This window comes from Streptomyces sp. Y2F8-2 (assembly GCF_014905555.1).
In the GTDB taxonomy this organism is placed as follows: Bacteria; Actinomycetota; Actinomycetes; order Streptomycetales; family Streptomycetaceae; genus Streptomyces; species Streptomyces cynarae.
In genome coordinates this window covers 938,307-964,275 of the sequence record NZ_BNGS01000001.1, presented here as the reverse complement: position 1 = coordinate 964,275, position 25,969 = coordinate 938,307, and the positions used below count along the sequence as shown (strand labels likewise).

20 protein-coding genes are annotated in these 25,969 nt (G+C 70.5%); 6 read left to right on the top strand and 14 right to left on the bottom strand.

From position 1 onward, the window contains the following. Positions 1-58: 58 nt before the first annotated feature. The gene (locus SY2F82_RS04305; RefSeq protein ID WP_200417551.1) at positions 59-316 is read right to left on the bottom strand and encodes a hypothetical protein; all 258 of its coding nucleotides are present in this window, start codon (positions 314-316) and stop codon (positions 59-61) included. A 165-nt stretch (positions 317-481) separates the two neighbouring features. Here SY2F82_RS04305 and SY2F82_RS04300 point away from each other — a divergent pair, with 165 nt between their 5' ends. Continuing rightward, the gene (locus SY2F82_RS04300) at positions 482-2,047 is read left to right on the top strand and encodes a metallophosphoesterase family protein (protein WP_200417802.1); all 1,566 of its coding nucleotides are present in this window, start codon (positions 482-484) and stop codon (positions 2,045-2,047) included. Positions 2,048-2,070: 23 nt separating this feature from the next. Here the strand turns inward: SY2F82_RS04300 and SY2F82_RS04295 are convergent, their stop codons facing one another. The 7 genes from SY2F82_RS04295 to SY2F82_RS04265 form a co-directional block, all read right to left on the bottom strand. Then, positions 2,071-2,949 carry a DUF4429 domain-containing protein gene (locus SY2F82_RS04295; RefSeq protein ID WP_200417550.1) on the bottom strand — a complete coding sequence of 293 codons (879 nt, stop codon included), beginning with the start codon at positions 2,947-2,949 and terminating at the stop codon, positions 2,071-2,073. A 129-nt stretch (positions 2,950-3,078) separates the two neighbouring features. Further along, a complete protein-coding gene (locus SY2F82_RS04290; protein WP_200417549.1) occupies positions 3,079-4,851 on the bottom strand; it encodes an IucA/IucC family siderophore biosynthesis protein in 1,773 nt (590 codons plus the stop codon). Further along, positions 4,848-5,390 (bottom strand): GNAT family N-acetyltransferase, encoded by a 543-nt coding sequence (locus SY2F82_RS04285; RefSeq protein ID WP_200417548.1) that lies wholly within the window; start codon positions 5,388-5,390, stop codon positions 4,848-4,850. The genes SY2F82_RS04290 and SY2F82_RS04285 overlap by 4 nt, the downstream gene beginning before the upstream one ends. Continuing rightward, positions 5,387-6,670: a lysine N(6)-hydroxylase/L-ornithine N(5)-oxygenase family protein gene (locus SY2F82_RS04280; RefSeq protein WP_200417547.1), complete on the bottom strand. Its 1,284-nt coding sequence runs from the start codon at positions 6,668-6,670 to the stop codon at positions 5,387-5,389. Before SY2F82_RS04280 ends, SY2F82_RS04285 begins: the two co-directional genes overlap by 4 nt. Further along, the gene (gene desA / locus SY2F82_RS04275; RefSeq protein WP_200417546.1) at positions 6,654-8,120 is read right to left on the bottom strand and encodes a lysine decarboxylase DesA; all 1,467 of its coding nucleotides are present in this window, start codon (positions 8,118-8,120) and stop codon (positions 6,654-6,656) included. The genes SY2F82_RS04280 and desA overlap by 17 nt, the downstream gene beginning before the upstream one ends. Before the next feature lie 120 nt (positions 8,121-8,240). Beyond that, a complete protein-coding gene (locus SY2F82_RS04270; RefSeq protein ID WP_200417545.1) occupies positions 8,241-9,086 on the bottom strand; it encodes a siderophore-interacting protein in 846 nt (281 codons plus the stop codon). A gap of 43 nt (positions 9,087-9,129) precedes the next feature. Next, positions 9,130-10,179, bottom strand: a complete 1,050-nt coding sequence (locus SY2F82_RS04265; protein WP_200417544.1) for an ABC transporter substrate-binding protein — start codon at positions 10,177-10,179, stop codon at positions 9,130-9,132. A gap of 487 nt (positions 10,180-10,666) precedes the next feature. Here SY2F82_RS04265 and SY2F82_RS04260 point away from each other — a divergent pair, with 487 nt between their 5' ends. After that, positions 10,667-12,736 carry a glycerophosphodiester phosphodiesterase family protein gene (locus tag SY2F82_RS04260; RefSeq protein WP_200417543.1) on the top strand — a complete coding sequence of 690 codons (2,070 nt, stop codon included), beginning with the start codon at positions 10,667-10,669 and terminating at the stop codon, positions 12,734-12,736. A gap of 68 nt (positions 12,737-12,804) precedes the next feature. On the opposite strand, the gene SY2F82_RS04255 is transcribed toward SY2F82_RS04260, so the two are convergent. The 4 genes from SY2F82_RS04255 to SY2F82_RS04240 are packed head-to-tail and all read right to left on the bottom strand — an operon-like array spanning position 12,805 to position 18,491. Beyond that, entirely contained in the window at positions 12,805-13,965 is a 1,161-nt protein-coding gene (locus SY2F82_RS04255; protein WP_200417542.1) for an acyl-CoA dehydrogenase family protein, read from the bottom strand. Positions 13,966-13,970: 5 nt separating this feature from the next. After that, on the bottom strand, positions 13,971-14,909 hold the full coding sequence (locus tag SY2F82_RS04250) for a hydroxymethylglutaryl-CoA lyase (protein WP_200417541.1): 939 nt from the start codon (positions 14,907-14,909) through the stop codon (positions 13,971-13,973). After that, entirely contained in the window at positions 14,906-16,858 is a 1,953-nt protein-coding gene (locus SY2F82_RS04245; RefSeq protein WP_200417540.1) for an acetyl-CoA carboxylase biotin carboxylase subunit, read from the bottom strand. Before SY2F82_RS04245 ends, SY2F82_RS04250 begins: the two co-directional genes overlap by 4 nt. Before the next feature lie 16 nt (positions 16,859-16,874). After that, positions 16,875-18,491 (bottom strand): carboxyl transferase domain-containing protein, encoded by a 1,617-nt coding sequence (locus SY2F82_RS04240; RefSeq protein WP_200417539.1) that lies wholly within the window; start codon positions 18,489-18,491, stop codon positions 16,875-16,877. A gap of 86 nt (positions 18,492-18,577) precedes the next feature. Here SY2F82_RS04240 and SY2F82_RS04235 point away from each other — a divergent pair, with 86 nt between their 5' ends. The 3 genes from SY2F82_RS04235 to tesB all read left to right on the top strand — a co-directional run bounded on the left by SY2F82_RS04235 (position 18,578) and on the right by tesB (position 21,381). After that, entirely contained in the window at positions 18,578-19,186 is a 609-nt protein-coding gene (locus tag SY2F82_RS04235) for a TetR/AcrR family transcriptional regulator (RefSeq protein ID WP_200417538.1), read from the top strand. Positions 19,187-19,321: 135 nt separating this feature from the next. Further along, positions 19,322-20,479 (top strand): acyl-CoA dehydrogenase family protein, encoded by a 1,158-nt coding sequence (locus SY2F82_RS04230; RefSeq protein WP_200417801.1) that lies wholly within the window; start codon positions 19,322-19,324, stop codon positions 20,477-20,479. Between the two features lie 35 nt (positions 20,480-20,514). Further along, on the top strand, positions 20,515-21,381 hold the full coding sequence (tesB, locus tag SY2F82_RS04225; RefSeq protein ID WP_200417537.1) for an acyl-CoA thioesterase II: 867 nt from the start codon (positions 20,515-20,517) through the stop codon (positions 21,379-21,381). A 5-nt stretch (positions 21,382-21,386) separates the two neighbouring features. Here the strand turns inward: tesB and SY2F82_RS04220 are convergent, their stop codons facing one another. Together SY2F82_RS04220 and SY2F82_RS04215 are read right to left on the bottom strand one after the other, a co-directional pair. Further along, positions 21,387-22,181, bottom strand: a complete 795-nt coding sequence (locus SY2F82_RS04220; RefSeq protein WP_200417536.1) for a phosphatase — start codon at positions 22,179-22,181, stop codon at positions 21,387-21,389. A 447-nt stretch (positions 22,182-22,628) separates the two neighbouring features. Continuing rightward, complete coding sequence (locus SY2F82_RS04215; RefSeq protein ID WP_374707119.1) at positions 22,629-24,215, bottom strand: helix-turn-helix domain-containing protein; 1,587 nt, start codon at positions 24,213-24,215, stop codon at positions 22,629-22,631. A 199-nt stretch (positions 24,216-24,414) separates the two neighbouring features. Here SY2F82_RS04215 and SY2F82_RS04210 point away from each other — a divergent pair, with 199 nt between their 5' ends. Beyond that, on the top strand, positions 24,415-25,875 hold the full coding sequence (locus SY2F82_RS04210; RefSeq protein ID WP_200417534.1) for a sodium:solute symporter: 1,461 nt from the start codon (positions 24,415-24,417) through the stop codon (positions 25,873-25,875). The last annotated feature ends 94 nt before the right edge of the window (positions 25,876-25,969 follow it).

The window sequence follows — 25,969 nt, the reverse complement described above, 5'->3', positions numbered from 1 at the left end:
TTTTGACCCCGTCTGGATGGGGCGGTCATCCGGTGGCTCAGTCCTCGAAGTCGTGGACTCAGCCGTAGACGATGCGCCGCAGTTGCCGGAGCGTGAGCTCGGGCGGTGCCACCGCGCGATACTTCAGGTCCGCATCGATCCGTTCGAAGATCGACGCGTTCACCAGTCCGTGGGCCTGGAGTTCGCGGTGGCGGCGACGGACGAACTCCTCGGTCGTCTCGTCGAAGTAGGCGAGCACGTCCTGGACCACACGCAGCGCCTCGCCCCGGCTCAGGGGCGTCGTCCGCGTCAGGTGATCAACAAGTTCGTCGTGCACCCGGTAGATCCTGAGGTATGAGCGCCGGAATCGCAAGAATCATGCCCGATTTCGGGCAGATGCCTGTTGAAGTTCTTATGGGGTCCCGTTCGACGGCTGTCCATCCTGTGTCCTGCGCCACGTTGATTATGTGGAGGAAGTTCTGGCCACATGGACATACCTCGTATGGGAGTACCGGAGAAGCTCGCGGCCCGCATGAGCATGGCGGAGCAGCACGAGTACCTGCGCGCGAGATTCTCCCGGCGCACGATGATCAGAGGCGGAGCCGTCACCCTGGGCGCCGTCGCGGGTGGCGCATTCGTACCGGGTGCCACCGCCCAGGCCGCCGTTCCGACCCAGAGCACCGCCCCCGCCGTCGAGAGCGTCGACGGCGCCCTCGTCGCCCCCTTCGGCCGCCACCTCGCCTTCGGCAACGACCCGCGCACCGAGATCACCGTCTCCTGGCAGGTCCCGGTCGCCGTGAAGAACCCGTTCATCCGGATCGGCGCCCATCCCTGGGACCTGTCCCGCAGGATCCCCGCCGAGGTCCGCACCCTCCACACCCCGGCGGGCGTCGGCGCGAGCGGCAACCACACCCAGTACTACCTGCACGCCAAGCTGACCCACCTGCGCCCCGGCAGGACGTACTACTACGGCGTCGGCCACGAGGGCTTCGACCCGGCCGAGCGCCATCTGTTGGGCACCCTCGGCACCTTCACCACCGCGCCCGCGCACAAGGAGCCGTTCACCTTCACGGCCTTCGGCGACCAGGGCGTCAGCTACCACGGCCTGGCCAACGACAGTCTGATCCTCGGCCAGGACCCGGTCTTCCACCTGCACGCCGGCGACATCGCCTACGCCGACCCGTCCGGCGCCGGCAAGACCGCCGACACCGGCTTCGACTCGCGGGTGTGGGACCAGTTCCTCGCCCAGACCGAGTCGGTCGCCAAGTCCGTGCCGTGGATGGTCTCCTACGGCAACCACGACATGGAGGCCTGGTACTCGCCCAACGGCTACGGCGGCGAGGAAGCCCGCTTCACGCTCCCCGACAACGGGCCGGACAAGAAGAACCTGCCGGGCGTCTACTCCTTCGTCTACGGCAACACGGCGATCATCTCGCTGGACCCGAACGACGTCTCCTTCGAGATCCCGGCCAACCTCGGCATCTCCGGCGGCACCCAGACCACCTGGTTCGAGGCGCAGCTGAAGAAGTACCGCGCTTCGAAGGACGTCGACTTCATCATCGTGTTCTTCCACCACTGCGCGTACTGCACCTCCACGGCGCACGCCTCGGAGGGGGGCGTGCGACAGGAGTGGGTGCCGCTGTTCGAGAAGTACACGGTGGACCTGGTCATCAACGGCCACAACCACCAGTACGAGCGCACCGACGTCATCAAGGGCGACAAGGTCGCCAAGAAGCTGCCGATCGGCGAGACGGCCTACCCCGAGACCGAGGGCGTCGTCTACGTGACGGCGGGCGCGGCCGGCCGCAGCCTGTACGCGTTCACCGCGCCGGACTCCTACGAGGGGCACCTGAACGAGGTCGACTCCGTCGCCTCCTTCATCAACACCAAGGACGGCAAGGTCAACGAGACCGTCGCCTGGTCCCGGGTGCGCTACCTCAACTACTCGTTCCTGCGCGTGGACGTCGAGCCCGCGCCGCGCGGCCACTACGCCAAGCTGAAGGTCTCGGGCATCGCCGAGACCGGTGACCGCATCGACCACTTCACGGTGGCACGCCGGGCCAAGTAGCCGATCCTCACGGCAGGCGGTCCTCACATCCTTTTGAGGACCGCCTGTTTCGCCATCGCGAACTCCTCGTCGGTGAGCACCCCTTCGCGGTGCAGCTCGCCCAGCTCCCGCAGCCGTCGCAACAGGGCGTCGTGCTCGTTCTCCGCGGCACCCCGCGCGGGCGCGGACAGCTCCTTCAGCAGAGGTACGGCGTCCACGGGCGTCGCCGGGTGCGGCAGCCGGGCCTGGACGGCCGCCGCGACGAGCGCCATCAGCGCGTCCTTCCTGAAGCCCCACAGCTCGACCGAGTTGGGGTCGTACTTCGGCGGTGCCTTGGTCGCGGCCCCGCGCACGGTGAAGCGGAGGCAACCGTTCTCCAGACCGGCCGCCGGCTGCCACTCCACGGCGGTGATGTCGGCGACCGGCAGGGTGCGCGCGCCCGCGGCCTGCTTCGCGTCCTCCGTCTTCCAGTTCCACTCCAGGCGTACCCGCTCGCCGTCGAAGCTCGCCGTGCCGTCCCCGGCCGACACGGACAGCGGGACGGAAGGGCCGGGCAGCAGATAGCGGTCGACCGGCTCGGTGGGCACCTGTGCCGACATCAGCGCGTCCCGCACCTCGTCCGCCACGTACTCGGCGACGCCGTAGCGGTCGGACTCGACGGTCAGCTGGTACGGGTCGTCGGAGTCCCTCAGCCTGCGGCCGGTCGCCTGCAGCAGGGGACAGGCGCCGTCGCGCAGCCTCAGCCTGAGCCGTCCGGCCTTCTTCCCCTGCTCGAACGAGATCCCCGCCAACGCCTCAAGCGGAACGGTCAGTTCACCCAACGTGCGACGGAACAGCCCGACGCTCTTGTCGCGACCCGGGGTCAGCCGTAAGGCGTCACCGTCGAAACTCCACGTACCGTCCTTCTGGATGATTTCCGCCATGCCGGGGATTGTTCCACCCCGTCCGCGAGGGAGTGGTCTGTACCCATCGGGTCCGGAGCTCGGCAGCCGAAGCGTGACGGGCACCCCGGTGGACCGTACACCGGGGTGCCCGCCGTCTGCGACCGCGGACTACAGGCCCGCGATCGGGTTCCTGAGGGTCCCGGCCAGTTGCAGCGCCCCCGACGGGTCCGCCAGGTCCACCATCTGCTTGTTGTTCCGCAGTTGCAGCCGGTTGAGACACGACAGGGCGAACTCCGGGGCGAACAGGTCGTACTGGCGGAACCTCTCGGCGAGCTGCGGGTTCGCGTCCTGGTACTCGTGGGCGACCTCCGCGACCGTCCGCCAGAAGTCCTCTTCCTCGAGGATGCCCTCGGTGGCGAGGTGCGCCGCGACGAAGCGGAGGAAGCAGTCGAAGACGTCCGTGAAGACCGACAGGAGCTTCTTGTCCTCCGGGACCTCCACGCGGATCCGCGCCACCTCCGGCGGCAGCACCGCCTCCGGGTCCATGACCGCGATCTCCTCCGCTATGTCCTTGAAGATCGCGCGCTGTACGACGCCGTCCTTCAGGACGAGGACGACGTTCTCGCCGTGCGGCATGAACACCAGGTCGTAGGCGTAGAAACTGTGCAGCAGCGGGGTGAGGTAGGCCCGCAGATAGTGCCGCAGCCACTCCTTCGGCGGGAGCCCCGAGCGCTCGATCAGCGCCCCCGCGAAGGACGCGCCCTCGTGGTCGACATGGGCGAGGGACGCCATGGTGGCCAGTGTCTCGCCGTCCTGGAGCGAGGACACCGGGCTCTCCCGCCACAGCGCCGCGAGCATCTTCCGGTACGGGGAGTAGCGGTCGGTGGCGGCCTCGTACTCCAGGTGGCGGTAGCCGACGGCCGCGCGCTCCCGGATGATCGTCAGGCCCGTCGACTTCAGCACCGGGTCGTTCTCGATCAGCTGTGCCAGCCAGTCGTTGATCGCCGGGGTGGCCTCCATGTACGCGGCCGACAGCCCCCGCATGAAACCCATGTTGAGCACGGACAGGGCCGTCTTGACGTAGTGCTTCTCCGGGTGCGAGGTGTTGAAGAAGGTCCGTATGGACTGCTGCGCCAGGTACTCGTCGTCGCCCTCGCCGAGGCACACCAGGTTCCGGCGGGCGACCTCGGCGGCGAAGGTGACGCTGAGCTTGTTCCACCACTGCCAGGGGTGGACGGGTATGAGGAGGTAGTCGGCCGGGTCCAGGCCCTGGTCGCGCAGGACGCCGTGGAACCGCTCGACGGTCCCGGCGCCCAGCTCCTGCCGGACGAACGACTCGTACTCGAGACCGGCCCCCGCCGTGAACGCCGCCCGCGAGCGGTGCGCCGCCAGCCACACCAGCCGCACCGGGCTCGCGGCCTCGGGCGCGTACGACAGGTACTCGTGGATGCCGAAGCCGAGTCGCCCGTTGTTGGCGACGAAGCAGGGGTGGCCCTCCGTCATCCCGGTCTCGATCGCCTGGAAACCGGAGCGGGCCAGCTCCGCCGACGGGATCTGCGGCTTGGCGAGCTTGTAGCAGATGCCGGCGACGGTGGAGGAGATCTCCTCCAGATAGACGGGCAGGATGTCGTCGCTCAGGCCCAGCGACCGCCTGAACTCGATGAAGAAGTCGAGCGCGGCGAGCGGGAGTTCGTCTCCGTCGCGGTGACGGGTGATCGAGTCCCCGTCGACCTGCCAGTGGTCGAGGGCGTGCAGGGTGGCCGTGAAGCGGTAGCGGGTGAGCCCGTCGTCGCTGCGGACGAGGTACCGGCCGTCCTCCTCCCGCTCGGGGGTGATCAGCCGCTCATGGGCGAACTCGGCGAGCGCCTTGCGGATCAGGAGGCGGCCCGCCTTCTCCCAGCGCTCGGGGGACAGATGGGCCACGGCGTCGGCGAGGGTCATGCCGCCACCGCCTTCTCGAACCGCTCACGGGTGCAGAAACTCAACAGGGCCTTCTTCTCCGGCTTTTCGATCTCTCGTTCGGGCACGAACCCGACCGCCTCATTGAGGGCGTGCACGGCCGTGTTGCGCACATCGGGCTCGACGACGACCCGCCGGGTGGCGGAGTCCTCGAACAGGTGCCGCATCACGGCGGTGATGACGGCCCGGGTGAACCCGTGCACGGGCGTGTCGGTCGGCGCCACCAGGAAGTGCATGCCGACGTCGCCCGGTTCCGGCTCGTACAGCCCGACCAGCTCACGGTGGGCCGGGTCGTACCTCTCCATCAGGAAGGCGGGCGCGCCGTCGTGCAGCCCGAGGAGCGCGTGGTGGTGCTCGTCGGCCGCGATCTCCCGGTAGGCGTGCTCCACGTCGCCGACCGTGGCGTCCTGCATCATCCAGAAGGCCGCCTTGGGGTGCGTGACCCAGGCGTGCAGCAGTTCGGCGTCCCGGCGCGGGTCGACGGGGCGGAGGGTGAAGGTGCCGATGTCGACGGTGCTCATACCGCGAACTCCTGGAAGGCGATGGTCTTCTCGACGGGGTAGTACTCGCTGCCGAGCAGCTCCCGGATGATGTACGCGTTCCGGTAGGCGCCCATCCCCAGGTCGGGTGAGGTGATCGAGTGGGTGTGGACGCCGGCGTTCTGCAGGAACACGCCCCGGCCGGTGACGTCGATCGCGTAGTTGCGGGCCACGTCGAAGTTGCCGTGCCGGTCGTAGCGCAGACGGTCGCGGACGGGCCCCAGGAACTCGGGTTCGACGTACTTGTATCCGGTGGCGAGGATCAGGCCCTGGGAGCGCAGCTCGTAGTCCTTCTCCTGCTCCTCCTGGCGGAAGGTGAGGGTGTAGGTGCCGTCCTCGTAGGCGGCCCTCGTCAGCGTCGAGTTGGTGAGCAGGCGGGTCGGGACCGGGCCGTCGAGGTTCTTCTGGTACAGCAGGTCGAAGATCTCGTCGATCAGATCGCTGTCGATGCCCTTGAACAGGCCCTTCTGCTGCTCCGTGAGGCGGTAGCGGGTCCGCTCGGGCAGCGCGTGGAAGTAGTCGATGTACTCGGGGGAGGTCATCTCCAGCGTGAGCTTGGTGTACTCGAGGGGGAAGAAGCGCGGGGAGCGGGTCACCCAGTTCAGCCGGTAGCCGTGGACGTCGATCTCTCCGAGCAGGTCGCGGTAGATCTCCGCGGCGGACTGGCCGCTGCCGACCAGGGTGATCGACTCCTTGGTCTGGAGCCGGTGCCTGTGCTCCAGATAGCGGGAGTTGTGGATGACGTCGCCGCCCAGACCGCGGCAGGGCTCCGGGATGTGGGGAGGGGTGCCGGTGCCGAGGACCAGATGACGGGCGCGGTAGGTGTCCCCGTCCTGCGTCCGTACGACGTACACCTCGTCCTGGTCCGCGTACGTCACCTCGGTGACCGTCGTGTTGAAGCGGACGCCGGCGAGTTTCCCGGCGGCCCAGCGGCAGTAGTCGTCGTACTCGACGCGCAGGGGGTAGAAGTTCTCGCGGATGTAGAACGAGTACAGCCTGCCCCGCTCCTTCAGGTAGTTGAGGAAGGAGTACGGGGAGGTCGGGTCGGCCAGGGTGACCAGGTCCGAGAGGAACGGGGTCTGGAGGTGGCTGCCCTCCAGGAACATCCCCGAGTGCCACTCGAAGGTGGGCTTCGCCTCCAGGAAGACACCGTCGAGGCCGTCGATCGGCTCGGTGAGGCAGGCGAGGCCGAGGTTGAAGGGGCCGAGCCCGATCCCCACGAAGTCGTACGTCTTCCCGGTGGCTTCAGGACGCGCGGTCAAGGGACTCTCCCAGGTACTGCTCGGCGTGGCCGGCGATCAGATCGAGGACGGCGGCGATGTCGTCCACCGTGGTCTCGGGGTTGAGCAGGGTGAACTTCAGGTAGTGGCGGCCCGCGACCTTGGTGCCCGCGACGACCGCGTCACCGGAGGCGAAGAGGGCCTTGCGGGCGTACAGGTTGGCGCGGTCGATGCCGGCCGGGTCGGTGACGGCGGAGGGGATGTAGCGGAAGACGAGCGTGGACAGCTGCGGTTCGACGACGACGTCGTAGCGCGGGTCGGCGGCGAGCAGCTTCCAGCCCTCGGCCGCCAGGTCGCAGACCTCGTCGAAGAGCTGTCCGATGCCGTCGGCGCCCATCACGCGCAGCGTCATCCACAGCTTGAGGGCGTCGAAGCGGCGGGTGGTCTGCAGGGACTTGTCGACCTGGTTGGGGATGCGCTCCCGCACCGCGCTGCGCGGGTTGAGGTACTCCGCGTGGTAGGTGGCGTGCCGCAGCGTGGCGGCGTCGCGGACCAGGACGGCCGACGAACTCACCGGCTGGAAGAAGGACTTGTGGTAGTCGACGGTGACCGAGTCGGCGCGTTCGATGCCGTCGAGGAGGCCGCGGCGGCGGGGCGAGACCAGCAGTCCGCAGCCGTAGGCCGCGTCCACGTGCATCCAGGTGCCGTACTGGGCGCACAGCCCGGCGATCTCGGGCAGCGGGTCGATGGAGCCGAAGTCGGTGGTGCCGGCGGTGGCGACGACGGCCATCGGGATCAGACCGTCCCGGGTGCAGCGCTCCAGCTCGTGGGCGAGGGCGACGGTCTGCATGCGCCGGTCGTGGCCGACGGGGACGGCGACGACGGACTCGGGGCCGAGGCCGAGGAGTTTCGCGGACTTCCTGACGCTGAAGTGGCTGACCTCGGAGGTGAGGATGCGCAGCCTGGCGAGCGTGTCCGATGCTTCCCATCCTGCCCGCCACGGCTTGGCCTCTTCACGGGCCAGCAGCAGCGCCTGGAGGTTGGACTGGGTGCCGCCGGAGGTGAACACGCCGTCGGCGGCCGGGCCGAGGCCGATCCGCTCGGCGGTCCAGTCGATGAGCCTGCGCTCGATCAGGGTGCCGCCCGCCGACTGGTCCCAGGTGTCGAGGGAGGAGTTGACGGCGGACAGGACGGCCTCGCCGAGCACGGCCGGGATGACGACCGGGCAGTTGAGGTGGGCGAGGTAGCGGGGGTGGTGGAAGTAGACCGCGTCGCGGAGGTAGAGCTCCTCCAGCTCGTCCAGGGCCGCGGTGGTGTCGTGCAGCGGGCGGTCCAGGTCGATCCCGTCGATGCGGGGGGCGAGGGCGTCGACCGTGGCGCCGGTGAACGGACGGTCGGTGGTGGCGAGTCGGTCGGCCACCCGCTCCACTCCTTCGGTCACGGAGCGGCGGTAGTGCTCCGCGGTGAGGTCATTGAGCAGGTGCGAGCGCATGTGGGTCCTCCGGTGGGGGAGTCCGGGCGGGACAGCAGAGGGGCGAAGTCGTCCTCTCGAAACTTAGGTTAGCCTAACCTAAGTTCGATCAAGGGAAACTCCGCCCCGTGGTGACCGCCGTCACTGCTGCTCGCGCACCTGCTCCTCGCTCAGCCCGTGCCGCCAGTAGCCGACGAAGGTGACACGCCGCCGGTCGACACCGCGCTCGCCGACGAAGTGCCGCCGCAGCTCCTTCACCCGGCCGGCCTCGCCCGCGATCCACACGTACGGGGCCTTCGCGGGCGGGAGTTCGGCGTCCCGCAGCGCGGCGAGAGTCATGGGGGGCCTCTCGCCGTCGCGTACGAGCCAGGTGATCCGGGCGTCCGCCCGAGTCGCCAGGTCCTGGATGTCCCCGGCCTGCCCGACCTCCAGCCAGACCTGGGCGCGCGTGCCCGGGGGCAGCGACTCGAGGATCGCGGAGGCGGCGGGTACGGCGGTCTCGTCGGCCCAGATCACCACCAGGTCGGTGTCCTCGGGCGGACGGAAACGGATCGCGCGGTTGTCCTCGACGGCCGGGCCGAGGAGGACGACCCGGTCGCCGGGGGTGGCCCGGGAGGCCCAGCGGGAGGCGGGACCGGCGGGTGCCGTGGCGGCCGGCTCGATGCCGTGCAGCACGAAGTCGATGTCGATCTCGTCGGGGTCGCGGCGCAGGGCGCGCAGCGTGTACGAGCGCATCACAGCCCGTACGTCGTCGGGGAGTTCACGCCAGCCGTGCCACCAGTCGTCGCCGAGGTGCAGGGGGATGACGGGCTCCGGCTGCCCGGGATGCGGCAGGAACAGGGACAGGCTCTGGTCGCGTCCGTCGGAGCGGAAGGCGTTCAGGTCGTCTCCGGCGAAGGTGACCCGGACGAGGGACGGGCCGAGCCGCCTCGTCCGTACGACCTGAAGGGAGAAGAAACGGAACGGGGCGGCTACGGCCGTCGTCATGAGTACTCCTGAGCCATCGTCAGGTAGGGGGCGGGGGAGAGGGTCAGCTGACCTTCTTGGCCGTCTCGATCGCCTTGGCGAGGTCCTCGAGCAGCGGGGCGCACTTGTCGTACGACAGGATGGGCTCGGGGTTGCGGGCGATGGCCTGGCCCGCCTTGACCGCGGGGAGCTTCTTCCAGGTCGCCTCGGTGATGTCGGCGGGCTGGATGGCCGAGGTGCGGTTGTCCATCATGATGACGTCGGCCTTGTACCTGTCGACGTTCTCCCAGCTGAGGTTCTCGAACCAGCCTCCGCTCGCCTTCAGCGCGGAGGCGGGCGGCTCGACGAAGTTCACGCCGAGGGCCTTGAAGTACTCAAGGTCGATCGAGAGGTTGGTTCCGGAGACGTAGAAGACGTCCTGGCTCGCGGAGCCCGCCAGCACCTTGATGTCGGGCTTGGCCTTGGCGGCGGCGCGCAGCCGGGCGGCGGCGTCCTCGAACCGCTTCTTCGCCTGGGCGGTCTTCGCGGAGGCGGTGTCCGCGCCGAGCGACTTGGCGAGTTCCAGCATGCGCTGCAGGGGCTCGGGCATCTGGCGGTCGTAGACGGAGATCCCCACGCTCGGGGCGCCCACGGCGAGGATCTTCTTCTTGGACTCCTCGGGCACGTACCAGAGCGTCCCGGCGCCGTCGAACATGGTGGTGACGAGGAGGTCGGGGGCGAGGGCCGCGTACTTCTCGAGGTTGAACTGGCCCCATTCGTTGCCGAGGACGGTGACCTTGTCGACGTCGAGGTCGCCGGCCTGGACGTCGGCCTTGCCGTCCTTGGTCTTGGTCGGGCCGAAGACGCCCTTCACATCGACGCCGTAGTCGTGCAGTGCGGCGGCGACACCGACGAACGCGACGATGTTCGACGGCACCTTGTCGGCCTCGGCGGTCTGCCCGCGGTCGTCCTTGAACGACCAGGGACCGGACTTGCCGGCGGGGGCGCCGCTGCCCGAGCCGCCGCTTTTCGCCTTCTCGTCCCCGCAGGCCGCGAGCACGGCACCGAGGCCGAGGGCGCCGCCGGCGGTGAGGATGCCGCGGCGGGTGAGACGGGTGGCGGGGGCTTTGGACATGGGTGTGGTCTGCTTTCGTGCGGTCGGGCCGGGCAAGGCGATATTAGGTTAGCCTAACCTCACATAGTGTCCAGGGGGCCTGGTCAGGGCCTCCTCCTCTTTCCGGACGACCACCACCGTGGCGGCCGGGGCGACGGAATCAGCCACGGCCTGCTTCGAAGTTGGCTGTGAAGTGTCTGTGAAAGTCGTAGACTCCGGGTCAAGATCCTTCAGTTGGTCACGTCAAGCCGTCGGGTGAAGGGCGTGACCCGGGTGCCTGCTCGCCTGATCGGTTTGGACGGACGCGATCCGCACCCGTGCGGCAAGCCCCCGAACCCTGCCTTGGGCGGCCTGCTGCTCGTTGAGGAAGATTGCACGGGGGGAAGTCTGCCGACCGGAGCCCAGCCCCCGTGTGCCTGGTCTCCGAATCGGTGAGGACTCGGATTTGAAGTCGCGTAGTGCACGTACGCTGCCCTTGACGCTGATCGGCGCATTGGTGGTGATCAGTGTGACGGGGAGAGTGAACGCCCCGTCCACGTTGTCGCCTGCTGAGCAGAACCTCCCTCTGCAGACCGCCGCCTTCACGGCCAAGGCCTCCTTCGGCCTGGACGAGGGCACCGGGACGCGGCGTGTGCTGGGCGGTGCGCCCAAGGAGTTCGTCGCGACGGTGGCGGGGGGTGGCGCTCAGCTCGGTGTGGCGGGCAAGGCCGGGACCGGGTTGAAGTTGAACGGGTCGTCGGCGTACGCGGCCACGGCGGGGCCGGTGGTGGACACCACGAAGTCGTTCTCGGTGTCGGCGTGGGTGAAGCTGGACGACAAGAACGCCAACCACACGTTCCTGTCGCAGGCCGGTTCGCGGGCCAGTGGGTTCCAGCTGTACTACTCCAAGTGGTACGACCGGTGGGTGTTCAACCGGCACGTCAAGGACACCGACGACACGGGGATCGTCCGGTCGATGAGTTCCAGTGCGGCGCAGGTCGGGGTCTGGACACATCTCACCGGGGTGTACGACGCGTCGGCCAAGAAGATCCAGCTGTTTGTCAACGGCAAGCCCCAGACGGCGGCCACCTTCACCACGCCCTGGCGTGCCTCCGGCGGTCTGCAGATCGGCCGGGTGCGCTACAAGGGCGCCTTCCAGGAGTACTTCACCGGGACCGTCGACGATGTGCGGCTCGTGCAGTCGGTTGCCACGCAGACGGAGGTCGAGGCGATCGGGCGTGGTGGGCTGCCGGCCCGCCTGCAGGAGCTCGCGTCGTTCCGGCTGGACGAGGGCGCGGGAAGCGCCCGTGTCAGCGGGGGCATGGGTGCCGGACCCGTCGCGACGGTGGCGGGGGGCGGCGCTCAGCTCGGTGTGGCGGGCAAGGCCGGGACCGGGTTGAAGTTGAACGGGTCGTCGGCGTACGCGGCCACGGCGGGGCCGGTGGTGGACACCACGAAGTCGTTCTCGGTGTCGGCGTGGGTGAAGTTGGACGACAAGAACGCCAATCACACGTTCCTGTCGCAGGCCGGTTCGCGGGCCAGTGGGTTCCAGCTGTACTACTCCAAGTGGTACGACCGGTGGGTGTTCAACCGGCACGTCAAGGACACCGACGACACGGGGATCGTCCGGTCGGTGAGTTCGACCGCGGCGCAGGTCGGGGTCTGGACACATCTGGAGGGCGTGTATGACGCGTCGGCCAAGAAGATCCAGTTGTTCGTGAACGGGAAGCCTCAGGCGGCCGCGTCCTTCACCACGCCCTGGCGTGCCCTGGGCGGGCTGCAGATCGGCCGGGTGCTCTACAAGGGCGCCTTCCAGGAGTACGTCCCCGGCACCATCGACGACGTCTTCCTCTCCGACGACACCTCGGCAGCCGACTGCTCCCGTACCGATGGCCTCGGGCACCGTGGCGCGCCGCAGATCGCACCCGAGAACACGATCGCCTCCATGGACGCGGCAGCCGACCGAGGCGCTGACTGGGTCGAGACCGACGTGCAGTTCACCAAGGACGGCCAGCCGGTCATCATGCACGACGACACCGTGGACAGGACGACCGACGGGACCGGGCGCGTCGACGAGCTCACCGCCGAAGAGATCTCCAAGCTGACGGTGAAGGGCGGAGGGCACGTTCCCACCCTGGAGGAACTGCTGTCCTCGGTGAAGGCGAGGTCCACTCGGCTTCTGCTGGAACTGAAGGGGCCGCAGACACCGGCAGCCGTCGACCACGCCCTCAGGCTGGTGTCCGAAGCCGGAATGACCGAGCGCACCGTTGTGCAGTCCTTCGACGAGAACATCGTGCGGCAGGCGAAGACCTCCCCGTACGGGATCAAGGTCGCGCTGCTCCGGGACGCACTCGACGCGGACCCGGTGGCCACGGCCCGCTCGTTCTCACTTGACACGTATGCGGTGAACTTCAACGGTCTCGCGGCCAGGCCCACCGCTTTGGCGGAGCTCCACGCGGCAGGCGTCAAGGTGTTCGTCTGGACGGTCGACACCGACACCAAGTGGAAGACCGCCACGTCCTGGGGCGTCGACGGTGTCATCACCAACCGGGTGGGCGACTTCGTCCAGTGGCGTAAAGACAACTGCGCCACGAGGTGACGGCAGGGGGCGCCGTATCGCTGGATACGGCGCCCCGGTCTTCACGGCCGGGCTTCCCCGCAGGCGGCTCAGCCCGCCAGCCCCAGCTCCCGGGCGATCAGCATCCGCTGTACCTCGCTCGTGCCCTCCCCGATCTCCAGGATCTTGGAGTCGCGCCACATACGGGCCACCGGGTACTCGTTCATGAAGCCGTAGCCGCCGTGGATCTGGGTGGCGTCGCGGGCGTTGTCCACCGCGACCGTGGAGGAGTGGAGCTTCGCCAGGGCCGCCTCCTTCTTGAAGGGTTCGCCGGAAACCAGGCGGGACGCGGCGTCACGCCAGGCCAGACGGGCCGTGTGGGCCTTCATCTCCATGTCGGCGATCTTGAACTGGATCGCCTGGTTGGCGCCGATCGGGCGCCCGAAGGCGTGACGTTCCTTCGCGTACTTCACCGACTCGTCCACACAGCCCTGTGCCAGGCCCGTCGCCAGGGCCGCGATCGCGATACGGCCCTCGTCCAGGATGCGCAGGAACTGGGCGTAGCCCCGGCCTTCCTCGCCCAGGAGGTTCTCCGCGGGTACACGGACGTCCGCGAAGGACAGCTCCCGGGTGTCGGAGGCGTTCCAACCGACCTTCGAGTAGGGGGCAGCGACCGTGAACCCGGGCGTGCCGGACGGGACGATGATCGAGGAGATCTTCGGGCGGCCGTCCTCCGTGCGGTCCGTGACCGCCGTGACGGTGACCAGGCCCGTGATGTCCGTACCCGAGTTGGTGATGAAGCACTTGGTGCCGTTGATCACCCACTCGTTCGTCGACGCGTCCAGGCGGGCCGTCGTACGGGTCCCGCCCGCGTCCGAGCCGGCCTCCGGCTCCGTCAGGCCGAACGCGCCCAGGATCTCGCCCGAGCACAGCCGCGGCAGCCACTGCTGCTTCTGGGCCTGTGTGCCGAAGCGGTAGATCGGCATCGCGCCGAGGGAGACCCCCGCCTCCAGCGTGATGGCGACCGAGGAGTCCACTCGGGCCAGTTCCTCCAGCGCGACGCCCAGCGCCAGGTAGTCGCCGCCCATGCCGCCGTACTCCTCCGGGAACGGCAGCCCGAACAGGCCCATACGGCCCATCTCGCGGACGATCTCGTACGGGAACTCGTGCCGCTCGTAGAAGTCGCCGATCTTGGGCGCCACGACGTCGTGCGCGAACTCCTCGACCGTGCGCCGGAGTTCCTCCAGCTCGGGGGAGAGGTGGTGGTCCATGGGGGTCACTCCTTGTGGGAGAGGGCTCGGACGGTGCGGGAGGGGCTCGGCCGGTCCAGGTGCGCGGCCATCCACACGCTTGTGGCGGTGAGCCGGCCGAGGTCGACCCCGGTGTCGACGCCGAGGCCCTGGAGCATCCAGACGAGGTCTTCGGTGGCGAGGTTGCCGGTGGCGGACTTGGCGTAGGGGCAGCCACCGAGGCCGCCCGCGGAGGCGTCGACGGTCGTCACGCCGTGCTGGAGCGCCGCCAGCGTGTTGGCGAGCGCCTGGCCGTAGGTGTCGTGGAAGTGCACGCCGATCGCGCTGGTCGGCACGTCCTCCTCGTTCAGCTGGGAGAGGAGGGCCTGGACATGACCCGGGGTCGCCACCCCGATCGTGTCGCCCAGGCTGAGCTCGTCGCAGCCCATGTCCATGAGCGCCCGGCAGACGCGGACCACCTGGTGGACGGGGACCGCGCCCTCCCAGGGGTCCCCGAAGCACATCGACAGATAGCCGCGGACGTGTACCTTCTGCGCCTTCGCGCGCGCGACCACCGGTTCGAACATCGCCAGGGCCTCGTCCACCGTGCGGTTGAGGTTGGCCTTCGCGAAGGACTCGGTGGCGCTGGCGAAGACGGCGATACTTCGGGCGCCCAGCGCGAGGGCGCGGTCCAGGCCGCGTTCGTTCGGGACGAGGACCGGGAGCTCGACGGGCAGTTGGCCGACCAGCGGGAACAGCTCCTCCGCGTCGGCGAGCTGCGGCACCCACTTCGGGTGCACGAAGCTCGTCGCCTCGATCGTCGTCAGGCCCGCGTCCGCGAGACGGCGGATGAAGTCCGCCTTCACCTCCGTCGGTACCGTGCGCTTCTCGTTCTGCAGGCCGTCGCGCGGGCCCACCTCGTGGATCCTCACCCGGGCGGGGAGGCCCTGCACCGGTACGACCATGGGCAGTTCACGAACGGTCATCGCTCCGCCTCCGTGTCGTCCTCGGGGCCTTCCTCATGCGCCGCGATCACGGCCAGCACCTGGTCCATGGCGACCGTGGTGCCGGGGGCGACGTCCAGTTCGGTGACGGTCCCGGCGTGCGGGGCGGAGATGACGTGCTCCATCTTCATCGCCTCCACCACCAGCAGGCTCTGCCCGGCCGTCACCTCGTCGCCGACGGCCACCTTGACCACCGTCACCGTGCCGGGCATGGGCGCGGTCAGCGAGTCGGTGCCGGAGCGGGCGGCGCCGGTGAGGGATGCGGCGACCGGGTCGTGGTCGCGCACGTGCCAGGCGTCGCCGTCGCGGCCCAGCCAGTCGCGGGCGCGGTGGAAGGTGTGGCGTACGCCGTCCAGGACGACGGACACGTGGTCCTCGGCGACCGTGTGGGTGCCGCGGGGCGTGTACTCCACCGGCTCGTGCACGCGCAGCGGGAAGGAGACCGGCTTGGGTTCGCCCCCGAGCCGCCAGCCGCTCGGCACGGAGAACGGGTCGATCCAGCCGTCGCCGCGGGGCGTCAGCGCGTCGAGGCGTACCGCCGCGGCGGCCTCGTAGACCTCGTCCGGCACCTCCGTGGGGACCAGCGCGTCGACCTCGCGCTCCACCAGACCCGTGTCCAACTCGCCCGCCACGACCGCCGGATGGGCCAGCAGTCGGCGCAGGAAACCGGCGTTGGTCTGCACGCCCAGGGTGACCGTCTGCGCGAGGGCCGCGCGGAGCTTGCGCAGTGCGGTCGCACGGTCCGGGCCGTAGGCGATGACCTTCGACAGCATCGGGTCGTAGAGGCTGCCCACCTCCGTGCCCTCGGACAGGCCCGAGTCGGTCCGGACCCCGTCGCCCTGCGGCTCGTGCAGCCTGAGCACTGTGCCGCCCGACGGGAGGAAGCCCCGTGCGGGGTCCTCGGCGCAGACACGGGCCTCGATCGCGTGCCCCGTGAGGGTGATGTCGTCCTGCTTGAAGGACAGGTGCTCGCCCGCCGCCACCCGCAGTTGCCACTCCACCAGGTCCAGTCCCGTGACGAGCTCGGTGACCGGGTGCTCCACCTGCAGGCGGGTGTTCATCTCCATGAAGTAGTACGAGGCGGGGTCGCCGCCCGGCACGATGAACTCCACCGTGCCCGCGCCCTCGTAGCCGCAGGAGCGGGCCGCCTGGACCGCCGCCTCGCCCATCGCCGCGCGCGTGGCCTCGTCGAGGAGCACGCTCGGCGCCTCCTCGATGATCTTCTGGTGGCGACGCTGGAGGGAGCACTCGCGCTCGCCCAGGTGCACCACGTTCCCGTGGGCGTCCGCCAGGACCTGGATCTCGATGTGGCGGGGGCGGTCGATCCACCGTTCGACCAGGAGCGTGTCGTCGCCGAAGGCGGCGCGGGCCTCGCGGCGGGCGGCGGCGATCTCGTCGGCCAGCGCGGACGCGTCCCGCACCAGCCGCATGCCCTTGCCGCCGCCGCCCGCGCTGGGCTTGAGCAGCACCGGCATGCCGATCTCGCGGGCGGCCTCGGCCAGCTCCGCGTCCGTCAGCCCGCTGCCGTTCGACCCCGGTACGACCGGCACTCCGGCCGCACGCACCGTCTCCTTGGCCCGGATCTTGTCGCCCATGAGCGCGATCGCCTCGGCGGGCGGCCCGATGAACACCAGCCCCGCCTCGGCGCACGCACGCGCGAACGCCGCGTTCTCCGCGAGGAAGCCGTACCCGGGGTGCACCGCCTGGGCTCCGGTCCGGGCGGCGGCCTGAAGCAGGCGCTCCACGGACAGATAGCTCTCGGCCGCAGGCGCCGGTCCGATCCGTACCGCCGTGTCGGCCTCCCGGACGTGCCGGGCGTCGGCGTCGGCGTCGGAGAAGACGGCCACCGAGCGCACGCCCATCGACCGCAGCGTGCGGATGACGCGGACGGCGATCTCGCCCCGGTTGGCCACAAGCACTGTCTCGAACATGGTCGTCAAGCCCCCCTCACATCCGGAAGACGCCGAACTGGGGTTCACCCAGGGGCGCGTTGGCGCACGCGGTCAGGGCCAGGCCCAGCACCTGGCGGGTCTCCAGCGGGTCGATCACGCCGTCGTCCCACAGACGGGCCGTGGCGTAGTAGGCGTTGCCCTGGCGCTCGTACTGGTCGCGGATCGGGGCCTTGAAGGCCTCCTCTTCCTCCGCCGCCCAGGACTCCCCGCGGGCCTCCAACTGGTCGCGCTTGACGGTGGCGAGGACCGAGGCGGCCTGCTCGCCGCCCATCACCGAGATCTTGGCGTTCGGCCACATCCACAGGAAGCGCGGTGAATAGGCCCGTCCGCACATCGAGTAGTTGCCCGCGCCGAACGAGCCGCCGACCACCACCGTGAGCTTCGGTACGCGCGTGCAGGCGACCGCCGTGACCATCTTGGCGCCGTGCTTGGCGATGCCGCCCGCCTCGTAGTCGCGGCCCACCATGAAGCCCGAGATGTTCTGCAGGAACACCAGCGGGATGCCGCGCTGGTCGCACAGCTCGATGAAGTGGGCGCCCTTCTGGGCGGACTCGGAGAACAGGATGCCGTTGTTGGCGACGATCCCCACCGGGTGGCCGTGGATCCGGGCGAAGCCCGTGACGAGGGTCTGCCCGAACTCCGCCTTGAACTCGGCGAAGCGGGAGCCGTCCACCACGCGCGCGATGACCTCGCGGACGTCGTAGGGGGTGCGGGAGTCGACCGGCACCGCCCCGTACAGCCCGTACGGATCCACCTTCGGCTCGACCGACGGGACGACCTCCCAGGGCAGCGTCCCGCGCGCGGGAAGCGTGGCGACGATGTTCCGCACGATCCGCAGTGCGTGCGCGTCGTCCTGCGCCAGGTGGTCCGTCACGCCGGACACACGTGCGTGGACCTCGCCGCCGCCGAGTTCCTCGGCGGTGACGACCTCGCCCGTGGCCGCCTTCACCAGGGGTGGTCCGCCCAGGAAGATCGTGCCCTGGTTGCGCACGATCACGGCTTCGTCGCTCATCGCCGGGACATACGCCCCGCCCGCCGTGCAGGAGCCGAGGACAGCCGCGATCTGCGGGATGCCGGCGCCGGACATCCGCGCCTGGTTGTAGAAGATCCGCCCGAAGTGCTCGCGGTCGGGGAAGACCTCGTCCTGCATGGGGAGGAAGGCGCCGCCGGAGTCGACGAGGTAGACGCACGGCAGGCGGTTGTCGAGCGCCACCTCCTGCGCCCTCAGGTGCTTCTTCACCGTCATCGGGTAGTACGTGCCGCCCTTGACGGTGGCGTCGTTGGCGACGATCACGCACTCGCGGCCGCTGACCCGCCCGATCCCGGCGATCACCCCGGCGGCCGGCGCCTGCCCGTCGTACATCCCCTCGGCGGCCAGCGGGGCCAGCTCCAGGAAGGGCGAGCCCGGGTCCAGCAGGGTGTCCACGCGGTCGCGCGGCAGCAGCTTGCCGCGCGCGGTGTGGCGCGCGCGGGCCTTCTCGCCGCCGCCCAGCCGGGCCGCGGCCAGCTTGGCGTGCAACTCCTCCACCAGCGCGCGGTGCGCCGCCTCGTTGGCCCGCCAGGCCTCCGACGCGGGGTCTGCCGCGCTCGTCAGCTCCGGTGCCTCGTGCATCCTGCGGTCCCCTCACCTTGTTAATGAGCGTTAACGCATTTCCTTCAGGTTAACGACCGCTAACCTCCCTGTCTAGAATTGTTTTCATGGCCACGAGAACCGACGCCCCCACCCGTCGCGAGCAGATCCTCAAGGAGGCCGCGCGGCTGTTCGCCGAACGCGGCTTCCACGGCGTCGGAGTCGACGAGATAGGGGCCGCGGTCGGCATCAGCGGACCCGGTCTGTACCGGCACTTCGCGGGCAAGGACGCGATGCTCGCCGAGCTGCTCGTGGGGATCAGCGGGCAGCTGCTGACCGGGGCCAGGCGGCGGGTCGCCGAGGCCGACGGAGGTCCCGGCGGGCGGAACCCGGAGGCGGTCCTCGACTCGCTGATCGAGGGGCACATCGACTTCGCGCTCGACGACCGTCCCCTGATCACCCTGCACGACCGCGAGCTGGACCGCCTCCGGGACAGCGACCGCAAGCTCGTGCGCCAGCTCCAGCGGCAGTACGTGGAGCTGTGGGTGGAGGTGCTGCGGGAGGTGTACCCGGGTCTGGCGGAGCCGGCCGCCCGCTCGGCGGTGCACTCGGTCTTCGGCCTGCTCAACTCGACCCCGCACCTGGGGCGGCCGGGCTCGCTGCCGGGGCGGGGGACGACGGCGGAGCTGCTGCACCGGATGGCGCGGGGGGCGTTCGCGGCGGCGGGCGGGGAATGAGCCGGGGTCCTGCTCCGCAAGCGTGACGAGCGTTACGGCTGGGGGCCTCTGGACTGCCGTCCGTACTCGCCGGTACGGTGATGTCTGAGCAAGCGCTTAGATATGGCCGGAAGTATCCAGCTGGAGGTGGCGGCGGTGCGCCGTACTGTGTTCAACGAGGACCACGAGGCGTTCCGGGAGACCCTGCGCGCCTTCATCGAGGCCGAGGTCGTACCGGTGTACGACGAGTGGTTCGCCGCGGGCCAGGCGCCGCGCGACTTCTACTACAAGCTCGGCGATCTGGGCATCTTCGGCATCAGCGTGCCCGAGGAGTTCGGCGGCGCCGGGCTGGACACCCACAAGTTCGAGGCCGTCCTCTACGAGGAGACCGCGCGGGCCGGCGTGCAGTTCGGCGGCTCCGGGGTGCACGTCCTGCTCGCCCTGCCGTACATCAAGATGCTCGCCACCGACGAGCAGAAGAAGCGCTACCTGCCGAAGTTCGTCACCGGCGAGGAGATGTGGGCCATCGCGATGACCGAGCCGGGCACCGGCTCGGACCTCGCGGGCATGAAGACCACCGCCAAGCTCTCCGAGGACGGCACGCACTACGTCCTCAACGGCGCCAAGACGTTCATCACCGGCGGCGTCCACGCCGACCGCGTCATCGTCTGCGCCCGCACCGCCGCCCCGCGCGAGGACGACCGCCGCTTCGGCATATCCCTGTTCGCCGTGGACACCAAGTCCGAGGGTTACTCCGTCGGCCGCAAGCTGGACAAGCTGGGCCTGAAGACCTCCGACACCGCCGAGCTGGCCTTCGTCGACGTCAAGGTGCCGGTCGAGGACCTGCTCGGCGAGGAGAACAAGGGCTTCTACTACCTCGGGCACAACCTGGCCTCCGAGCGCTGGGGCATCGCCTTCGGCGCCTACGCGCAGGCCAAGGCCGCCGTCCGGTTCGCCAAGCAGTACGTGCAGGAGCGCACCGTCTTCGGCAAGCCGGTCGCCCACTTCCAGAACACCAAGTTCGAGCTGGCCGCCTGCCAGGCCGAGGTGGACGCGGCGGAGGCCGTCGCCGACCGCGCGCTGGAAGCCCTGGACGCCGGAGAGCTGACCCCTGCCGAGGCCGCCTCCGCCAAGCTGTTCTGCACCGAGGTCGCCCACCGCGTCATCGACCGCTGCCTCCAGCTGCACGGCGGCTACGGCTACATGAACGAGTACCCGATCGCCCGTCTGTACGCCGACAACCGTGTCAACCGCATCTACGGCGGCACCAGCGAGATCATGAAGACGATCATCGCCAAGGACATGGGTCTGTAAGGTCACGGAAAAAAGTGCCGGATACAACTGACGCCATGAGTCAGGCACTTCAGTCCCTGCTCGATCTGCTCGACCTCGAGCGGATCGAGCGGGACATCTTCCGTGGCCAGTCCCGGTCCGCCGTGGTTCCGCGCGTCTTCGGCGGGCAGGTCGCGGCCCAGGCACTGGTCGCCGCGGGGCGCACGGTCCCCGAGGAACGGCACGCGCACTCCCTGCACGCGTACTTCCTGCGCCCCGGCGACCCCGGCGCGCCCATCGTCTACAGCGTCGACCGCATCCGTGACGGCCGCTCCTTCACCACCCGTCGGGTGGTCGCGGTCCAGCACGGGCAGCCGATCTTCCACCTCTCCGCGTCGTTCCAGACGTACGAGGAGGGCCTGGAGCACCAGGCGCCGATGCCGTCCGCGCCCGACCCGGCCACACTGCCCACCTCCCACGAGCGGCTGCGCGGCTACGACCACCTCGCCCCCGAGGTCGTGGAACGGTTCCTGGAGGCCCGCGAGGCCGTCGACCTGCGGTACGTCGACGAGCCGCCGTACGGCAGGTTCGGGGAGCCGCGCGAGCCGCACTCCCAGGTGTGGTTCCGCACCAACGGCAAGCTCGACGACGACCCCCTGCTGCATGTCGTCCTCGCCACCTACGTCTCCGACATGACGCTCCTCGACTCGGTGCTGCTCGCGCACGGGCGCGGCGGCTGGGCCGTCGGTGACGTCGTCGGGGCCTCGCTGGACCACGCCATGTGGTTCCACCGGCCGTTCCGGGCCGACGAATGGCTGCTGTACGACCAGGAGTCGCCGTCGGCGTCCGGCGGGCGCGGGCTCGGCCAGGCCCGCATCTACACGCAGGACGGGCGGCTGGCGATCACGGTGATCCAGGAGGGCGTGGTCCGCGTCCCCCGCTGACCCGCTCAGTCCTCCGTCAGGCCCGCCGCGTGCAGCAGGTACGCCGTCAGCGGGTCGTAGTGGCGGGGGCTCGTGACGTGGTCGTCGAGGGGGACCGTCACCTGGACGGTGCCCTCGGCCTCGGCGATGAAGAGCGCCGGGTCGTTGCAGTCGGCGTACCCGACGGAGTCGATGCCGAGCTGTCCCGCGCAGCCCGCCCAGCCGTGGTCGGCGACGACCAGGTCCGGCAGGGGGCGTCCCTCGCCCTCCAGGCCCTTCAGGATCGCCCGCATCGGCTCACCCGAGTGCGTGTGCCACAGGGTGGCGCCGTGCTCCAGGACGGCCACGTCCGCGAACTGCATCACGTACCCCTCGTCCGTCCGCAACCCGTCCGGGATCACGACGATCTCGCAGCCGGCGGCGCGCAGGGCGGCGGCGGTGGCGCGGTGCACGTCGAGAAGCCCGCCGGGGTGACCGGTGGCGAACAGCACGCGCTGCCCGCCGTCGGCGGCCTTGCGCAGGCGGGCCGCGAGCCGTTCCAGCGCGTCGACCGTCAGTTCCGGGTCGATCGTGTCCTGGCCGTAGCGGTACTCGGGGTCGTCGCTGACGCCGCAGCGCTCCGCCATGACCGCGAGGACGTCCTGTTCGTCCTTCCAGCGGTCGCCGAGCTCCAGACCGAACCAGAAGTTCCGGTCGCCGTTCGCCAGCTTGCGGTAGTGGGAGAGGTTGTTCTCGCGGGGCGTGGCGACCTCGCCCGCGATGCGGGTCCGGACGAGGTGGACGAGGAGCTCGGCACGGCTGGGGATCCCGGGTATCGGCATGCCCACCATTCTGCCGGGGCGCTCCGCTCGGGCCGCCGGTGTTTCGTTCCGTGGGACGTGCGTCACTCCCTGCCGGGGTGGCCCTCGGGTGCCGGCCCGCCCACCCGCTCGTCTCGGCGGGTGAGCAGTGCCCTACGGGGCGGGCCGTGGTCGGTCGGGTGCGGGTGCGCAGGGGGCGGCGTCCGGTTCCTGTCGGCGCGCGTGCGTGGGTGCCGACGGGGCGTGGCGTCCGGGGCTGCGCCGACGCGGCGGCGGCAGGGGCGTGCGGGGGCCGTGCCGGGACGACGGCCGACCGGCCGGCGCCGGGCGGTGGCGGCGTTGAGCCGGGGGCGTGCCGGCGCAGGGGGCTGGTGCCGCGTCAGCCGTGGTGCCGGGCGTGGCGCCACGGGGACGTGGCCGTCGGGCGGGGGCCGTGCCGCGTCAGCCGCTGTCGGGGTTTGCCCCCCGTCAGTCCGCCGGCCCCTGCTTCAGCGCGAACCACAGCTCCATCCGTACGTCCGCGTCGTCCAGGTCCACCCCCAGCAGTGCCGCGCACCGCGCGATCCGTTGCCGGACCGTGTTGCGGTGGACCGACAGGGCGACCGCCGTGCGGTCCCAACTGCCGTGCAGGGAGAGCCAGGTGCGCAGTGTCTCGGTGAGGGCGGTGCCCTGGGCCAGCGGTGCCAGCAGCGTGCGGGCGTGCCGCTCGGCCTCTGCGGGCGGGACCAGGTCCGCCAGGCCCGTGCGCTCTCCGTGCCTCACCAGCGCGGTGCGGGTCGCGCGGGCGCGGGCCAGGGCGCGGGCGGCCTGGGTGTCGGCGGCGGCCCAGTCGCGGGGGGCGGCAGGGGCGCTGAGGCCCAGGGTCCAGCCGGGGTGCGGGGCCGGTTCGCGGTCGGCCGGGACCAGGACCCGTACGAACCCGTCCCCGAGATCGACCAGCGTGGATCCGAGCGCGGCCCCGAGCGCGGACGCGGCCACGGCGTCCGGCGCCGGTCCGTCCCGGGTGGGACGGGCGTGGACCACCACCCACCGGTCCCCGCCGAGCAGGGGGGCGACCGCCTCCGGCGGGGCGCCCAGCAGCAGCCGTACGAGCGCCGAGGAGCGGGCCGCGCCCGCCCCGCTCTGGTGCTCCCCGGTGAGGAGCGTGAGGAGTACCGCCGCGACCGAGGCGATGGTGTGGTCGCCGGGGTCCCGCCGCGGTGCCGCCACCCCGAGCACGAAGCCCTGCCCGGTGCCGAGGGCGTAGGCGGCGAGATGGGTCCCGGCGACCGTGTCGGTGGCGGAGGCGGGGGTCGGACCCGCGGGGCCGGCCGGGCGGACCACTCCCGCCAGCTCGCCCAGCGCCCGGGCAGCCTCCTCGGGCGCACGCCCCGCCCCCGCCAGTTCCGCGCCGTCCGGTCCGTACAGCACCGCCCGGCCGCCGACCCGCTGTGCCAGCTGCCGCAGCACCGACGGCACCGGGTCCGGGCGGGACGCCGCCGCGGCCAGGCTCTGCTGGGCCTCCGTGACGCGGCGCAGTTCCGCCAGCCGTGCCTGGGCCATCAGCTGCCAGACCGCGCGGGCCACGCCCGAGAACGTCGTCTGCGGCGGGACCTCGAGCAGCGGCAGCCCGTGGTGGTCGCACGCCGCCACCAGCGCCCGCGGCACCGTGTCGTGCACCGGCGCGAGGCCGAAACCGAGCGCCGCGCCGCCCGCCGCCACGATCCGGGAGACGTAGTCGTCGAAATAGTCCCCCAAGCTCTCGGCTTCTCCGCCACTCTCGGCTTCGCCCGAGCGGGGGGACCCCCATGACCCGGGGGCACCCCCGCCTGAGCCCGCCGCCTCCGGGACGTGCACGCCCGCCGTCAGCAGCAGCTCGCCGCCCAGCAGGTACGGGTAGGGGTCCGCCATCTCGGAGGTGTGCGCCCAGTGGATCGCCGTGTCGGCGCCCCGGGGCCCGGCGATCTGCCGCAGGGCCAGGTCCTCGCGGGCCAGCAGGGCGGAGAGCGGTACCGGTGGGGTCGGCGGTACCGCCGGCGCCGGGGGTGTGTCCGGCATGGTGGACGGTTCCTCCATCCCGTGCGGTTCGGATGGATGAAACGTACACTTCGCAGTCGCTTTCCGGCCACCTAATGTCAGTCCAGACCGGCAGCCGCGGGTACGGGCGGATGTCCCCGCGAGCCCCTGCCGTCCCCGGTCGAGCCGAGCGGCCGACCGCGTCCCCGAGATCCATCTGCACGACACGCCACCGGGAAGTGCGCGAAGGAGGGCCCACATGGCCGTCGACTACACAGTGATCGTCGTCTATCTGGCCGGCATGCTGGCCATGGGCTGGTGGGGCATGCGCCGCGCCCGCTCCAAGAGCGAGTTCCTGGTGGCCGGGCGCCGCCTCGGGCCCGCCATGTACTCCGGCACCATGGCCGCGATCGTGCTCGGCGGCGCGTCCACCATCGGCGGTGTCGGCCTCGGCTACCAGTACGGGCTCTCGGGCGCCTGGATGGTGTTCACCATCGGCCTCGGCCTGCTCGCCCTCTCGGTCTTCTTCTCCGCCCGCATCGCCCGTCTGAAGGTCTACACCGTCTCCGAGATGCTCGACCTCAGATACGGCGGCCGGGCCGGCGTGATCTCGGGCGTGGTCATGTGGGCGTACACCCTGATGCTCGCGGTCACCTCGACCATCGCCTACGCCACCATCTTCGACGTCCTCTTCGACATGAACCGGACGCTCGCGATCATCCTCGGCGGCTCCATCGTCGTCGCGTACTCCACGCTCGGCGGCATGTGGTCCATCACGCTGACGGACATGGTGCAGTTCGTCGTCAAGACGATCGGCGTGCTGCTGCTCCTGCTGCCCATCGCGGTCGTCAAGGCGGGCGGCTTCAGCGAGATGAAGGCCAAGCTGCCGACCTCGTACTTCGACCCGCTGGGCATCGGCGGCGAGACGATCTTCACCTACGTCCTGATCTACACGTTCGGCATGCTGATCGGGCAGGACATCTGGCAGCGCGTGTTCACCGCGCGCAGCGACACGACCGCCAAGTGGGGCGGCACGGTCGCCGGCACCTACTGTCTGGCCTACGCGCTCGCCGGCGCCGTCATCGGCACCGCCGCCAAGGTGCTGTTCCCCAAGCTGGGCAGCCCTGACGACGCGTTCGCGACCATCGTGAAGCAGGAACTCCCCGTCGGAATAAGGGGGTTGGTGCTCGCCGCCGCCCTCGCCGCGGTGATGTCGACCTCTTCCGGTGCCCTCATCGCGTGTGCGACCGTCGCCAACAACGACATCTGGTCGCGGCTGCGCGGTGTCGTGCGCCGCGACGAGGGGGCGCACGACGAGGTGAAGGGCAACCGCGCCTTCATCCTGATCATGGGGGTGGCGGTGATCGGCACGGCCATCGCGCTGAACAACGTGGTCGAGGCGCTGACCGTCGCGTACAACCTGCTCGTCGGCGGTCTGCTGGTCCCGATCCTGGGCGGCCTGCTGTGGAGGCGCGGCACGGTCCAGGGCGCGCTCGCCTCGGTGGTGGTCGGCGGTCTCGCCGTCATCGGCCTCATGGCGTCCTACGGCATCCTCGCCAACGAGCCCGTCTACTACGGTCTGGCGGCCTCGCTCGCCGCCTACGTCGTCGTGTCGCTGGTGACCAGGCCGACCGACGAGGCCGTCCTGGCCGCGTGGCGGGAGCGGCTCGCCGGGCGCGGCGCGGCGAGCACGGAGGAGCCCGCGGCGGTGGGCGCCTGACCCTGTTGCTTCGGCCCGGCCGCCAGGGGGCGGCCGGGCCGTGCGGGGCCCGTCGGAGGGCTCCGCGACACTGGAAGAAACACGCATTTCCTGG